At 41.3% G+C, this 14,727-nt stretch carries 13 protein-coding genes; 7 read left to right on the top strand and 6 right to left on the bottom strand.

Features of this window, described 5'->3' with window-relative positions; genetic code table 11:
- Positions 1-11 precede the first annotated feature (11 nt).
- Both gyrA and ACWB0I_RS16070 read left to right on the top strand, forming a co-directional pair.
- Positions 12-2,462, top strand: coding sequence for a DNA gyrase subunit A (gene gyrA / locus ACWB0I_RS16075; protein WP_479389098.1), 2,451 nt, complete (start codon positions 12-14; stop codon positions 2,460-2,462).
- 57 nt (positions 2,463-2,519) lie between these two features.
- Complete coding sequence (locus ACWB0I_RS16070; protein WP_479389097.1) at positions 2,520-3,152, top strand: redox-sensing transcriptional repressor Rex; 633 nt, start codon at positions 2,520-2,522, stop codon at positions 3,150-3,152.
- 43 nt (positions 3,153-3,195) lie between these two features.
- Here ACWB0I_RS16070 and ACWB0I_RS16065 read toward each other — a convergent pair whose 3' ends face one another.
- Both ACWB0I_RS16065 and mtnA read right to left on the bottom strand, forming a co-directional pair.
- Positions 3,196-4,299 (bottom strand): tetratricopeptide repeat protein, encoded by a 1,104-nt coding sequence (locus tag ACWB0I_RS16065; RefSeq protein ID WP_479389096.1) that lies wholly within the window; start codon positions 4,297-4,299, stop codon positions 3,196-3,198.
- Between the two features lie 11 nt (positions 4,300-4,310).
- Entirely contained in the window at positions 4,311-5,345 is a 1,035-nt protein-coding gene (gene mtnA / locus ACWB0I_RS16060) for an S-methyl-5-thioribose-1-phosphate isomerase (RefSeq protein WP_479389095.1), read from the bottom strand.
- A gap of 76 nt (positions 5,346-5,421) precedes the next feature.
- On the opposite strand from mtnA, the gene ACWB0I_RS16055 reads away from it, so the two are divergent.
- A complete protein-coding gene (locus ACWB0I_RS16055; RefSeq protein WP_479389094.1) occupies positions 5,422-6,225 on the top strand; it encodes a hypothetical protein in 804 nt (267 codons plus the stop codon).
- A gap of 6 nt (positions 6,226-6,231) precedes the next feature.
- Here ACWB0I_RS16055 and ACWB0I_RS16050 read toward each other — a convergent pair whose 3' ends face one another.
- The 4 genes from ACWB0I_RS16050 to ACWB0I_RS16035 all read right to left on the bottom strand — a co-directional run bounded on the left by ACWB0I_RS16050 (position 6,232) and on the right by ACWB0I_RS16035 (position 10,303).
- The gene (locus tag ACWB0I_RS16050) at positions 6,232-6,486 is read right to left on the bottom strand and encodes a zf-HC2 domain-containing protein (protein WP_479389124.1); all 255 of its coding nucleotides are present in this window, start codon (positions 6,484-6,486) and stop codon (positions 6,232-6,234) included.
- Positions 6,464-7,045, bottom strand: coding sequence for a sigma-70 family RNA polymerase sigma factor (locus ACWB0I_RS16045; protein WP_479389093.1), 582 nt, complete (start codon positions 7,043-7,045; stop codon positions 6,464-6,466). The genes ACWB0I_RS16050 and ACWB0I_RS16045 overlap by 23 nt, the downstream gene beginning before the upstream one ends.
- Positions 7,046-7,108: 63 nt before the next feature.
- On the bottom strand, positions 7,109-8,332 hold the full coding sequence (locus ACWB0I_RS16040) for a sensor histidine kinase (RefSeq protein WP_479389092.1): 1,224 nt from the start codon (positions 8,330-8,332) through the stop codon (positions 7,109-7,111).
- Positions 8,333-10,303 carry a peptidylprolyl isomerase gene (locus ACWB0I_RS16035; protein WP_479389091.1) on the bottom strand — a complete coding sequence of 657 codons (1,971 nt, stop codon included), beginning with the start codon at positions 10,301-10,303 and terminating at the stop codon, positions 8,333-8,335.
- A gap of 231 nt (positions 10,304-10,534) precedes the next feature.
- Between ACWB0I_RS16035 and ACWB0I_RS16030 the strand changes: the two genes are divergently transcribed.
- The 4 genes from ACWB0I_RS16030 to ACWB0I_RS16015 all read left to right on the top strand — a co-directional run.
- Complete coding sequence (locus tag ACWB0I_RS16030; protein ID WP_479389090.1) at positions 10,535-12,235, top strand: hypothetical protein; 1,701 nt, start codon at positions 10,535-10,537, stop codon at positions 12,233-12,235.
- Between the two features lie 55 nt (positions 12,236-12,290).
- Positions 12,291-13,184, top strand: a complete 894-nt coding sequence (locus tag ACWB0I_RS16025; RefSeq protein WP_479389089.1) for a hypothetical protein — start codon at positions 12,291-12,293, stop codon at positions 13,182-13,184.
- A 15-nt stretch (positions 13,185-13,199) separates the two neighbouring features.
- Positions 13,200-14,450 (top strand): hypothetical protein, encoded by a 1,251-nt coding sequence (locus ACWB0I_RS16020; protein ID WP_479389088.1) that lies wholly within the window; start codon positions 13,200-13,202, stop codon positions 14,448-14,450.
- Positions 14,451-14,465: 15 nt separating this feature from the next.
- Positions 14,466-14,727, top strand: a 262-nt coding sequence (locus tag ACWB0I_RS16015; RefSeq protein WP_479389087.1) for an RsmD family RNA methyltransferase, incomplete at its 3' end; no start/stop codon positions are given.

The raw sequence follows: 14,727 nt of genomic DNA, 5'->3' as shown, positions 1-14,727 counted from the left end.
AAGGAGTAAAAATGGCTTCTAATGAAAAAATAGTTCCTATTTTAATAGAAGATGAGATGCGCGAGTCGTATCTCGATTATTCCATGTCTGTTATTGTGGCCCGCGCCCTGCCGGATGTGCGTGACGGGTTAAAGCCGGTTCATCGTCGCGTTCTGTACGGAATGCACGAAATGGGCATGCAGCATAACAAGGCGCACAAAAAAAGCGCGCGTATTGTGGGCGAAGTAATGGGTAAATTTCACCCCCATGGCGATATGGCCGTGTACGATACCATCGTGCGTATGGTGCAGGATTTTTCTCTGCGCTATCCCCTGGTGGAAGGTCAGGGAAATTTTGGTTCCATTGATGGGGATTCTCCGGCGGCCATGCGTTACACAGAAGTACGCTTGCAGCGCATTGCCGAAGAATTACTAACCGATATTAATAAGAATACCGTAGATTTTGTTCCTAATTTTGACGACACGCTTCAAGAGCCGGTTGTACTGCCGGCTAAATTGCCAAATTTGTTGATTAATGGAGCCAGCGGTATCGCTGTAGGTATGGCAACAAATATTCCACCGCACAATTTAGGGGAAGTGGTCAGCGCCATTAAAGCGGTCATTGATAATCCGGACATCGAAACCACAGAAATTATGCAATGTTTAAAAGGGCCCGACTTCCCTACCGGTGGCATTATTTATGGTGTCGATGGTATTCGCCAGGCGTATGAAACCGGTTACGGAAAAATCCGCGTGCGTGGCAAAGTGGAAATTGAAGAACGACGTGGCGGAAGAGAAGCCATTGTCATAAAAGAGATACCCTATCAGGTCAACAAATTAAATTTGATAAATAAAATTGTTAGCCTGATTAAAGAGCGTAAATTAGAAGGAATTTCAGATTTACGAGATGAATCTGACAGAGAGGGTATGCGTATTGTAATCGAAGTTAAAAAAGATTTCAATGCCAATGTGATTATTAATTACTTGTACAAGCATACCCAACTGCAAACCACATTTGGCATCAACATGTTGGCCCTGGTCAAAGGCCGCCCCAAAGTATTAAACATTAAAGAGATGATTCGCCATTTTATTGATCACCGATTGGAGGTCATTGTACGGCGGACGCAATATGATCTGGATGAAGCCGAGCGTCGGGCACACATTCTGGAAGGTTTACGCATTGCCATCGACAACATCGATGAAATTGTAGAATTGATCAAAACATCGGAAAGTCCGGATGTGGCAAAAGAACGTTTAATTCAACGATTTGCTTTGAGTGAAATACAGGCCAAGGCCATTTTGGAGATGCGCCTGCAACGCCTCACCGGTCTGGAGCGGGATAAAATTGAAAAAGAGTATCGGGAATTGCTGCAATTGATCGATGAGCTCAAAGCGATTTTGGCTTCCAGAGAGAAACAATTTGAGATCATTAAAGAAGAACTGGATGATCTGGTTAAAAAATATGACGATGAAAGACGCACAGAAATTGTTCAAACGGTAGAAGATGTTACGTACGAAGACATGATCCTGGAAGAAGACGTGGTGATTACCATTTCTCATCTTGGTTTTGTGAAACGCATTTCCTTAAATGAATACCGGACGCAAAATCGCGGTGGCAAGGGAATTACCGGAGCGGTGACCAAGGATGAGGATTTTGTAGAGCACCTTTTTATTGCCAATACGCACGATTATATTTTGATTTTCACAGACAGAGGAAAATGCTATTGGCTTAAAGTCTATGCCATTCCTACGGGCAGTCGTACTTCAAAAGGCCGACCGATTATTAATTTGATTAGCATTGAGTCGGGTGAAAAGATAAAAGCTGTACTTCCCATCAAATCATTTGATGATGGCCATTACATATTAATGGCAACAGAACGGGGACTGATTAAGAAAACAGAGTTAAGTGCCTTTAGTCATCCGCGAAAATCGGGAATTATTGCCCTGAACATTCGAGATGATGACCAGTTAATCGAAGCCAAACTGTCTGACGGGGATAGAAAAATTTTGTTTGTAACGGCAAAAGGTATGGCCATTCATTTCCATGAGAGCCAGGTGCGTCCTATGGGGCGTAATGCCACTGGGGTAAAAGCTATTCGCTTAAAAGATGGCGACAGGGTCATTGCCATGGTTGTAGCCAATGGAGAGATGGATCTTTTGACCGTTTCAGAATTGGGTTACGGCAAACGAACGCCTATTGCCGAGTTTCGTCAGCAAACCCGCGGAGGAAGCGGTCTGATTGCTATGAAAATAACGGAAAAAACCGGGCCTCTGGTCAGTGCACTTGGCGTTTACGATAATCAGGATATTGTAATTATTACGGTTAATGGCATCATTAATCGTCAGAACACAATTCATATTAGCCGTTTTGGCCGCAATACCCAGGGGGTGCGCTTAATCCGGCTGGTTGAGGGAGATCGCGTGAGTGATGTGGCTAAAGTTGCTGTTGAAGATGAAGAAGAAGAACAACAGACGGATATTTGATTCTTGAGAAAAATTTCGTAATTTTAATCAGGTCATGTATTGTTTTTTGGAGGAAAGATGAAAAAGATCTCTGATTCGACAATCAGTCGGCTCTCCACCTACTATCGCACCTTATCCAACTTGATTGATCAGGGGATTGAAACCGTTTCGTCCGAACAGATTGCAGAAATTAATAACATCACTTCTGCACAGGTTCGTAAAGACCTCTCCTTCTTTGGCTCATTTGGCAAGAGAGGATTGGGTTACAACACAAAAGATTTACGCGATCAAATTGCAAAAATCTTGGGTCTGGAAAAAAAGTGGAATGTGGCGCTGGTAGGTATTGGAAATATTGGTCGGGCGTTAATTGATTACGCCGAATTTAAAAAGCAGGGATTTATTATTAAAGCCTTGTTTGATAATGATCCTCAAAAGGTAGGTAATGAAATCGGCGGATTAAAAATTTATCACATGGATAGTGCGTGTAATGTAGTTAATGAGAAAAAAATCGAAATTGCCATTATTGCGGTTCCGGCCAAAGTAGCCCAATCGGTAGTGGATAGTCTGGTGGAGTGTGGTGTGAAAGCCTTCCTTAATTTTGCACCTATCACCATTAAAGTGCCCAATGATGTTATGGTTAAAAATGAAAATATGTCCATCGAATTAGAGGCCCTTTCTTATTTTTTAACGCAAAACAAAAAGGGAGATTAATTTAAATTAATCTCCCTTTGTCTTTTAGAAATCAAAAAATAGTTTACTCAACGCCCAGCGCTTTTGCTTTATCGATGGCTTCTTTCGCTTTGGCATTATCTTTTAAATTGTAATAGACCACGCCTAAGTTGTACCAGAACTTACCTTCATCAGGGAAACGCTCCGTAGCCTGTTTAAGAGTCATTAAAGCCGCTTCATAATTCTTAGCCATAATTTCGCAATTGGATTTGTAATCGTAGGCCTCTTTCATGGTAGGATCCAGTTCAATAACACGACCGAAGGCTTCGGCGCAACCTTTCAGGTATTGTGCCTTGGTATTTTCATCAATATTTTGATCAGCCAGCTGTTGAAAATAGAGGCGACCAAGATTGAAGGGGAAGGCCTTTTCTTCCGGGTTAATTTCCATAGCCTTTTTGTAGGTTTCCATGGCTTTGTCTGTCTGGCCTGCAAAGTCATAGGCTTCGGCAATAATTTGAATGGCATCAGAATTATTAGGATCAATGGTCAGGGCTTTTTCCAGATAAGGAATGGCCTTTTTAAATTGTTGATTGACCACATAATAACGTCCAAGTTTAACAAAAGCATTTGCGGAATCAGGCCAGTTATCAGTTAGTTTTTTGTAATAAGTGAAAGCGCTGTCTTTAAACGTGCTATCTTTCTGACCCAATATCGAATAACCCAGCGCGGTCAAATCAACGGCTTTGTAGTCGGATTTAACAATATTGGCCAGCTTAAAAAATTCTGTTGACTTTTCCAGCTGTTTCATCGCTTCATCAGAAGAGGTGTCCTGCATTTTCGCGTAAGCGTTGTAATTGCTAACACCACGGTTGAAGAGTTGCTGAAAATAGTACATGGTGGCATTTTTGATTTTGTTTTGAATTTCAGGGGTGGGGTTGTTAGCCAGAGCCTGATCAAAGGCTTTTTTCATTTCCGCGTACATTTCCTTTTTGCCGTACACTTCACCAAGTAAGTACCAGGCTTCCGCATTGGTTGGATATTTTTCTGTGGCTTCTTTAGCCAGCTTCAGAGCGTTGTCGTATCGACCCGCATTGTAATCCACAAAAGCCCCTTCAAGCTCAGGCGGGCGACACGAACTTAACATCGCCAGAATTAAAATTGGTACGAAGAATAAGAGAACTTTCTTCATATTGTTTCTCCTTAATTAAATTGTTTGGTTATTTTGGTTATCTTTTGTGCAAATGGTGGTGTTAAAATTCCAGTTTCAGTAATAATACCGGAAATGAGCTCAGCCGGTGTAACATCAAAAGCCGGATTGTAAACCTGATCGGCGCTATTCTCGGGTAAATTCCAGAAACGCAAAATTTCGTTGGCAGGGCGCTGTTCAATGGGTATCTGCTCACCGGAATTCAAAGAAGCGTCAAAGGTGGAAAGCGGGGCTGCAATGTAAAACGGGATTCCATGATGCCGGGCCAGGACGGCCAGAGAATAGGTGCCAATTTTATTGGCTGTATCGCCATTTCGTGCAATGCGATCAGCTCCGGTAATGACTAGATCCACTTTTCCCTGTTTCATTAAAAAACCGGCCATGTTGTCTGCAATGAGTGTGGCCGGAATTCCGGTCTGTTGAAGTTCCCAATAGGTCAGTCGGGCGCCCTGTCCAACCGGTCGTGTTTCATCAACAAAAACGTGTATCTGTTTGCCCTGCTCTGCCGCTGTGTAAACAACGCCCAGGGCTGTGCCGATGCCGCCGGTTGCCAGGAAGCCTGTGTTGCAATGGGTCAAAATCTGACAATGGTCTGGGACTAAATCGCTGCCAAAGCGGCCAATTTGAGCGCAGGTATTTCGGTCTTCTTGATGAATGGAAAGCGCTTCTGCGCGTAAAGCTACGAGCATTTTTGGGGCATCTTTCGTTTGTCGGGCCACGGCCACCATGCGTTCTACCGCCCATGCCAAATTTACGGCAGTAGGCCTTGCTTCTTTCAATTTTTGAGCTGCAGCAAGCAAAGCTTCAAACTGCAAACGACCTTCCTTTTGTAAATTCAGAGCATGGATGAACAAGCCATAGGCGGCCACAATGCCAATAGCCGGAGCGCCGCGCACACGCAAAGATTGAATGGCCTCTACTACCTGATCGAGGCTCGTCAAAGGCACATATTCTGCCTTTTTCGGCAAAAGTGTTTGATCTAAAATCTTCAGACTATTGTTTTTTAAAACAATCGTTTCTAAATTCATTTTCTGACTTTTTTAATTTAAATTTTTAATTTACTAAAAAGGGATTGTAACACCAAATAAAATGTAAAGGACGACAATGAGAAAAGAGATTTTAATTATTTTCCTGACCATTCTGTTCTTTTCAAAAAGCCAGGGACAAACGTTTGATGAGGTTTCCTTTTTGCACGACTTAAAGACCTCTTATTATCTGTTAACCAATCAGCCGGTCAATAATTTTATTGTTAAAATTACCAGCGCTAAACTGGATGCGTTTACAAAAGAAAATTTCGACACCACAGGCCTGCCCTTTTTACAATTAATCTGGAGAAAACCAGCCGATGTTTTTCTCTCTGAAATCCGCTTTCCTTTTAAAATGGATATTAAACAAAAAGCAGAATATCGTGAATTACTCGATGCGCTTAAAATTCAGGTAAAAGGCATTTTTTTGGACCTTCAACGCTTTTACCTGAATGGGTTAATCAATGAATCCTTATTGAACAATTACATCTTAAGGCATACAGAAGAAGCAGTACAGATGACCTTTAAAAATATTGACAATCAAGGGACGAATGTAAAATATCTGTTGGGATTAAACGCTCTTTGCATCTTAATCGATATTGAATACCCTCTTCAGCAAAAACACATGGTCATTTATCCTGATTTTAAATTGGTGGACAAAAAGTGGTTATGCCATGGCTGGACGGTTCAAACACTAATAAAAGGAGAGGTGCAAAGTGGCTTTAAATTGACCATCGAATATGAAGAGTTAAATAACATTCAACTACCGGTTAATTTCTTTTTAGAAGTACAAAAGGCCAAGCTAAAGGACAAAATTTTTTATGATGAAATCAAATTTTTTGACTACCAGATAAATCAAAAAATTGAAGTTCGCGAAAAATAAAGCCAGTTAAATATCCTTAAGGATGGATTTTAGTTTGTTATGAATGACTTCCTTAGGGATTTCTTCCTTAACTTTTAGACGGACAATTTCTTTAAATTTCTTTTCAAATTCTACTTTTTTGTCGCAGGGTAAACAATATTCGATATGCTCTTCAAAAAGGCGCTTCTTTTCCTCGTCCAGGATGTTGTCAATATATTGCTGTACGTATTTTTCAATATCTGCGCAATCAAAATGTTTTTTACTTTTTGGGCTTAAATTCATCACTGATGTAACCCCTTTCCTTTGCATAATTCCATAAATGGCGTTGTAAAAGCTTCCGACCCCGGTACAATCTTGACATCACAGTGCCCAGAGGTGCGTCGATAATTTCAGCAATTTCATTGTAAGAAAACCCTTCTACGTCACACAACAAAACAACCAGACGGAATTGGTATGGCAAATTGTCCAGTGCTTCTTTTACATCATCGTCAAAAAGATTTTCTAAAAATTCCTCTTTTGGCACTTCCTGAAGAGCCACTGTTTCATCTAAACGCTTATAGAGGAAAAATTCTTCCATGTCATCATAACTTACCTTTTGAGGCTGTCGAATGGCCTTGCGGTAGGCAGTAATAAAGGTGTTTACCAGAATACGAAATATCCAGGCCCGAAAATTGGTGTCCTTCTGGAATTGGTCTAAAGCGCGATAGGCCTTGAACAAAGTGTCCTGTACCAGATCTTCGGCATCGTTTTGATTATGCGTCATGCGCAAGGCTGTATTATATAATGAAGAAAGATGAGGCTCGATGAGTTCTGCAAATTCTTTCTGTCTGTTTTTCGTCAAAATTAAACCCCTTAATTATTTTAAAATATTCAAATTAAGTAAAAGGAAAAAATAAGTCAAAATTTATTCACTCAATTTAAGAATAATGCGAAACGTAGAACCTTTGTTGAGCTTTGTCTCCTTTAAGGTGAGTCGGCCTCCATGATAATTTTCGATAATCCGACGGGCAAGGCTTAGCCCCAAGCCCCAGCCCCGTTTTTTTGTGCTGTAACCGGGTTTAAAGATCTTTCGCTTTTCATTACCCGGAATGCCCTTGCCGTTGTCTGTAATATCGATGTACACTTCCCCCTTTTCCAGGTTCTTCAAGGTTTCTATTACAATTTTACCCCGAACGCCGGGGCGCATGGCATCCAGGGCATTTTTAATTAAATTTTCCAGCACCCAACTAAATAAATCTTCATTAACGTTTACAAACAGGTTTTGATCCGTCAACTTCAGTTCAATGTTCACCTTTTTTTGAATATTTGGTAAACGACGAATGAAGTACTCCACCACACTGTTGAGTATGGGAATGATGTCAGTTTTTGTGACCTTTGGTTTTGAACCAATTTTTGAGAACCGATTGGCCACCTTGTTGAGTCGTTCCAGGTCTTTCTGAATTTCCTCAATGGCTGAATTTTTAATCTCATCATTGATTTTTAGTAATTCGAGCCAGCCAGAAATGGAGGTAAGTGGTGTGCCCAATTGGTGGGCGGTCTCTTTAGCCATACCAACCCAGATGAATTGCTGCTCGCTTTTTTTAATATACGAAAACCCCACATAACCGACCAATCCGAAAGCCAGGGCAGCCATGATGGCCAGAAAAGGAAAACGTCTTAATTTGTAAAGAACATCGGGATATCCGTAATAGTAGTAACCTAAAACGATTTTGTTTTGATATTTAATGGGAATGGGTGGGTTTTCGGCTTTGATTTGTTCCAGAGCGGACAACAGTTTTAGGCTATCTTCATGAGAAAAATCTTCAATATTTTTATTGTCAATTTCAGGATCAATGTTCCTCCAGCTGCGGGGATTATTTTCGGTATCGGTGTAAATGAGCGGGTAATCTGCATTTTGGATGACTTCATTAAAAAGAAAATCGATGTCTGTGTTAGAGTTGGGATTGTTCAGGCTCTGTTCAAGTAGTTTGATTCTGAACTTAACCGCCTCAGCGGTTTTTTTCTCCAACACGGAAACCAGGTTTTGCGAATACCAGATGCCGGTTATGATAAGGGCTATTCCCAAGAGGAATAAAAAGGCTTTAAAATTAGCCTTAACCCGTTCATTGGAAAAGTCAATTTTCTTCATTTAAGGTGCAATCAGTTTAATTGACAAAATTTGGTCGCCAATCTCCAATTGATCGACTACAGACATTCCATTAATAACGGTTCCGAAGCGCGTATAGTTCCCGTTCAGGTGAGGTTGATCTGAGTGACAAATAAAAAACTGACTGCCACCTGTATCAAAACCGGCGGTGGCCATTCCCACGCTACCTCTGTTAAAAGGACGCGGACCGTGTTCAGAAGGTATGAGGTAGCCGGGCCCGCCCCATCCTGTGCCGGAAGGATCACCCCCCTGCACCACAAAATCGGGCACTACCCGGTGGAAATAGAGCTTGTTGTAAAATCCGCTTTGCGCCAGATGTAGAAAATTTTTAACGGTGGCAGGCGACAGATGCGGCTCCAGTTGAATGGTAAAGGTGCCTTTGGTCGTGGAGATTTGGGCTTTAGTGGTTAAAATATTTTTCACCAGGCTGTCCGGCTGTAAAAAGTCCGGCAGGTATTTGAGCGGATCCAGATTTAGCGATTTTGAACTGAAAATTTCCGGAACGGCACTGACCAGGCTTGGATGGCAAGCATAGTTTGTTAAGCTGTCAACAGGAATGGTGTACCTATCTTTATCTTTAAGCAAAAGTCGACAGACGGTCAGTTGAATTTCCAGGCCATTGACCTGGTTAAACTTTTTAAAAAGATGGAAAAGTTTGTGCTGGGAGATATGTTTTTGGTTTTGAACAATCCATTCTAATGCGGTACCTACGTTGGCAACGTGGTGCGAGTTAAGTAAAAAATCAAGGTCGGACTCCCTGATTTGTTTCAATCGATCCAGGGCCTGGAAGGCTGCGCTGCTGAGTACCGGATCATCCAGTTTAAGAAATTCTTTTAATAATTGCCTGCTTAAGGAAAGTCGTGTTTCGGCCAGGGCATACAGCAAGGCGCTTTTAAAATAAACGCTACCCTTATTCAGATTGTTGTTAATTAGCAGGTAGGCCGTGTTGGGATCCACCCGGGCAATAAATTTTGCTAAAAGCGCTTTTTCATGAGTCGGCGTTAGTTTGCCAAATTGATCCACAAGGATGGGCACCGCTTCCTTTTTTTTGATTCGGGCAAAAGTTTGGTAGCTGGCTAATCGTACATGGACCACCGGGTAGTTAAACAGGGTTTTTAAGGTCCTGGTTAAGCTTGAATCGCTTGCGTAATACACCAGGGGGATGGCTGCATTAAGCAGCCGCCAGTTATGGTTAGCGGACTGCAGAGTGCTTTTTAAAGCATCTTTCAGTTCAGAAGCAGCAAGCGAATCCAACGGGGAATCCGTGTTTTGCCCCTGCAATAGGTTTTGGATGGTTTTAAAAATGAATATTTTTGCTGCCGGTTCACTGTTGGTTACCTTTTGCACCAGGAGCGGAATTTCTCTGTAAGACAATGGAGTCCGATAGAGGAAATAACTTTCTGCCGAGGTTAAGGAGGCTCTGGAAGAATCTAAAAGCCCCAGGGTGTTCTTAAATTGAAATTTACGGTTCAAAATACCAAGAACTGTAAAGGCCTCATTTTTAAAGGAATCATTTTGCGTTAAAGAGATTAAGCGATTCCAGGATTTGGCAGAGGCGCATTGCGCCAGAAAGGAAACAACTTTTTTTCTCAGCTTAAGGGATTGGGAAGAATCTTGCACAATGTCAAATAAAAAGTCTTCGGATTCTTTATGTTTTAACTGAGCTGCAGCAAAGGCGGTCAGTTGTTTTAAGGAATCCGATTCTGCTCCATCGAAGAGGCGTTTAACCAGAGGAAACAGGGAGCTGTTTTGCGTGTGGGCTATGGCTAAAATCAGATTTAGTTTTTGTGTTTCGCTTTGCGCTTTTTGTAGTAAACCTTGCCAATCCTCCAGGTTAGAAGATCGGGAGAGTTCAAGTCGTAAAAGTTCTTTTTTAAAGGACGTTTGTTTTTGACGCCCAGTGCAAGCGAAGGAAATTAAAAGAAAAATGAGCAGACTGATTTTGAAGTTCATGTGTATTATTCCCTATTTTTTAAATCTTTCAATTCAACAGCTCTAATATTAAATAAAAAACCAAAGGCAGGCAAAAGGAAACAAAAAAAAGTAGAACATATTGTTTTTATGAAAATTAAATTACCTAAAAAATGATTGACATTATTTTAATATTTACGTAATTTGAAAAACGTGAATTTATTAATAATTTTAGGATTGAAATTTTTGTAAAAACAGATAGTTGGAGGAATAATGTCTAAACAAGATGCAAGAGGCTCTATTCTTTTAGAAATCGTTATTGTTCTTCTGGTAGCAGCCTTGATCGCCGTAATTTTAATTCCTGGCAAAATATGGAAGGAGCAGGAACAGGAAGAACTGACGGCGCACAATAATATGAGCGCAATTTACGAAGCGCTTAAATACTACAAACAACTAACGGGCAAGTTTACCGCGGATCCTGCAGAGTTGATTAACACCATTCGGGCCGATTCTAATTTAATGCGCAAACAAAAAGTGGTGAACTACACCAGAGAACTCATTCGCAATTTTAATGGTTATCTCAATTTACCCTACATCCATCACATCATGCGCGTTAAGATGAATGTTTCTCAGATCATTGATGACCTGGAAAGCAACCGCTACCATTTTCGCACCATTGAAGAGATAAACAACGAAGCCAACGAATTGAAGATTCAATTGGGTAATTTCCTGAACTCACCCAATATGCCGGATCTGGTCAAAGTCTTTTCTTATGTGGATTCTTTGAATCAGATTAAGCAAACGTTAACCGATTATTCTTTGCAGGTTAATACACTCAAAATAATTTCTGTTATCGATTCCCTGGAAAAGTACCTACAGAGTGTGAATCCAGCCAAAGCCCGCGAAATGTGGACGCCTCTTTCTCAGAGAATAGAAATGTTTGACAAAAAAGTCCGGCATTCTCCCATTAACCGCGTGTCCAGCGTTGCCGACCGTGTTGAAGATTTCAGAAAACGCGTAGACGATTCCTTTCAACAATTGAGTGCCATGGATGTTCAGGCAGAGTTAACAAACGTCCAGAACAGAAATAAAAGAATTAAAGAGATGTATCAGAAATTCCTGAAAGATTACAATGTTACATCACAATTGGCGCTGAGCAAATTGTCCGAAGCCGATTCTCTGATTGTGCATTTAACCGAGAAGAATTTTTACAGCCCGGTGAATGGCCAGATGTACAAAATTCTGTTCGATTCCGATTCGGAGTTTGTTAAAGTAGAAAGCCCCGTGCTCCTTGATGAGCTTAAAGAAAAAGCCAAACCGGTTGCCGAAGAGATTTCGGCTCTGCCCTTTTTATCGACCATTGAAAACTATTTTAAAATGGTCGATTCCACGGTTGTTAAGGCCGATATGATACGTAAAAGCTATCGTAAAAACGCGGATCTGTTTATCGCTTACAAAGAACTGGAAGACATTAAGGGCAAATTTAATGATTTAAGCGTCATCGGTGCGGCCCGCGATTTAACGGACTTCGTTAAGATCGTCCCTCAGTGCCAGAGTTTTAGCAATTTAAAAGATTTTGTTGAAAAGGGCTTAAAGGGCGTTCAGATCTTTAACCAGGCTTATTCAGAAAATATCTTCGGGAACCTGGATTCCGTTCATGCCCAGTTTGTTTCAAAACTGGATGAGATCAATACCATTCTGGAGAAAATTCAAAAACGCAACAGAAGAAAAAAGGTACCAACCCTTGTTGCAGAACGCCAGGCTATCGATTCTTTGTTGACGACCTTTAAAAACATCCAGGATGAGCAGTTGAAGGCTAAGTTAGATGGCCTTGAAAAAGAACTGGGAGACCTGTTCCTGTTTGCCGAAGAAGGCAAGAAAATTCGCGTGTATGGCGTATTTGACAAAGAGATTAAAAACTTCGGATATATTTACAAAGATGTTAAAAGCTGGGAAGAAGAAAAGAAAAAATAATGGTAAAGGGGGAATTCGTTTCCCCCTTTTATTTCAGTAAAAGGTTTTAAACAAAATGGAAGAATTTCTTGGAATTGCTTTTACAAATCGTTCATTATCATTAGCAAGGGTCAAAGAAGGCGAACCATATCCCCAGTTACTCTCCACAAACGAAATCCTTTTTCCGTTTCCTTTTGAATTTAATGCCCTGTTAAAACATGAAAACCTGGAAGCGCTTAGCGAAAAGCTGAGAAGGTTTGTGGAGAACAATAGTTTGCACGGTACGTTGTGCTATGTCTCTTTGCCCATGTATCTGGCTCAGATGAAACGCGTTCCCTTTCCACAAGATCTGGATCATCGGATATTGCAAAAACAATTCGTTTGGGAGATGGAAAACATTAGTTCACAGCCCCTGGAAGAGAATAAGGTCATCAAGCTGAAACATGAATTTAATTTTGGCAGTTACGAAGAATCGGCCTTTGTCTTAATTCAGAAAAAAACGTTGCAAACGATCAAACAGTTCATTGAAGATAGTGGGCTGAAATTACGGAAAATGGTACTGGATTCGGACAGTCTGCTCAAGTTTTTGCAGAGTTACAATTTACTCCATCCGGCCAAAAATCAAATTATTTTTCAGATTGACGTTTTTAGCGTTACGGTATACCACTATCTGGACGGATATTTTTTCAGTTATGATCTTAGCCCCATTACAGAGAAAGAGCAAGGGGGCACGTTTGAACAAAAGATCATTGATATTTTAGGAGAGAAAGTAGAAAAATTTCAGCAAATGGTTCAGAGTCTGCCCGGATATGAATATCCGGTAGAGGTTTTTGTTACGCGTCTGATAACCGACAATCTTTCCAAGAAATTACAGGAAGTGGAATTTAAGGTCGAAGAGCTAACTTTGAACCGCGTGCTGGAGGACAACACGCCTACAAAAATAATTGAGCCTTTTGCTGTTATGTTGTAATAAGTTGGGAGGGAAATGGTGGAGCACGATTTATTAAGCGAAGATGATTTTTTTGAGCAATTAAAAAAAGAGAAACGTCAGCCCAAAGCTCCGGCCGAAGAAGTTAAAGAGGAAAAAGAAGAAGAGATCTCTTCGGAAGAATCTCTGGAACCAGATCTTTTTGAAATAGAGGAAGAAGCACCGGCTAAAATTGAGGAAGAGGCGCCGGTAGCAGAACCATCGGGCCTGGAAGAAGAAGAGGAAATACAGCCCGAAGTTGGTGCCGAGCCCTTAATTGAACCACATCCATTTGAGGAGGAAAGCTTCGCTTCTTACGAGGAGGATATGCTGGGCGCAATGGAACGCCCACAGGAGGAAGAGAAAGAGACTCCGGGGGCGCCACCAGCCGAAGAGCCTGCCGTTCAGCCAGAAAAACCAAAAGCCAAAATTTACGTTCCGGAAGATAAAATTGAAGACGAAAAGTTACCTGGCTTGAGTAAAAAACCGGTTATTATCTGGAGCGTTTTGGTACTGGCGCTTATTGTTGGCGGTTTTGTGATTTACAATATTTTCTTTACCGGGCAATCGAAAGAAGCTGTACAAAAGCCACCAGAAGAACAGAAACCAGCCCAGGAGGCGGCGCCACCAGTTAAAGACCCGATACTCATTAAGCAAAAAGAGTATTTAGCTCAAGTAGCCGCTAAAAATAAACAGAGGCTTAAAGCTATGGGAGCTATTTTTACCAATACTCAAAAAAATAAGGTGCAAATTGCCAGCATGCTTTTGTACGGCAACGAGCTCTCCGTAGAAGTGTTTGGTAAAGACCGCGACCAATTAGCCAGAGCGTTAATGGATATCCGGGCCTCTCTGAACAACGCTGGCTTAAAAGTGGTGGCAGCGGATTTGAGACCCGGTGACGGTATTACCAATGTGCTCACCTTAAAGTTCCCTCAAAACGGAGGTAATGGAGCAAGCGGTAGCCTTGAAACCAGATTAACCAGCGTCAACGAGACCAGCCAATGGCTGTCGATGTTGGGGCAGCAATTTTCAGTGAAACTTTTTGCGATTAAAGAGCTCGGTTCGCAACAGGCACAATTCAATTTAACGCAACACAAAATTCAATTTGCGGTTAAAGGCAGTTATGACAACTGCTTACGCTTTTTGCAGGCATTAGGACAAAGCAACAGAAACGTCAGGTTGTACAAAGTCGTTTTTTCTTCTTTAGATCAAAAATCATTCAGTAAATCAAAATATCAGGCTAATATTATTGCGGAACTTTACTTGTAAAGGAATCGGGAATGAATGCGGATAATAGCAGGAATTTATAAAGGAAGAAAATTAAAAGGCAGTTCTGATTTGTCGATCCGTCCAACTACGGGGCGGGTTAAGGAACTTATCTTTAATGTTTTACAAGACTTTCCGGAAGACAAAGTTGTAGTAGACCTGTTTTCAGGTAGTGGGAATTTGGGCATAGAGGCATTGAGCCGCGGCGCCAGACGCGTCATTTTTGTAGATTCGTCTGACAGCTCTTTGTCTGTTTTAAAAGAAAACTTAAATGCCATTG

The organism is Caldithrix sp. (assembly GCF_056497305.1).
Note: the sequence above shows the minus strand (reverse complement) of the source record. Positions and strands in the feature narration are given on the sequence as shown.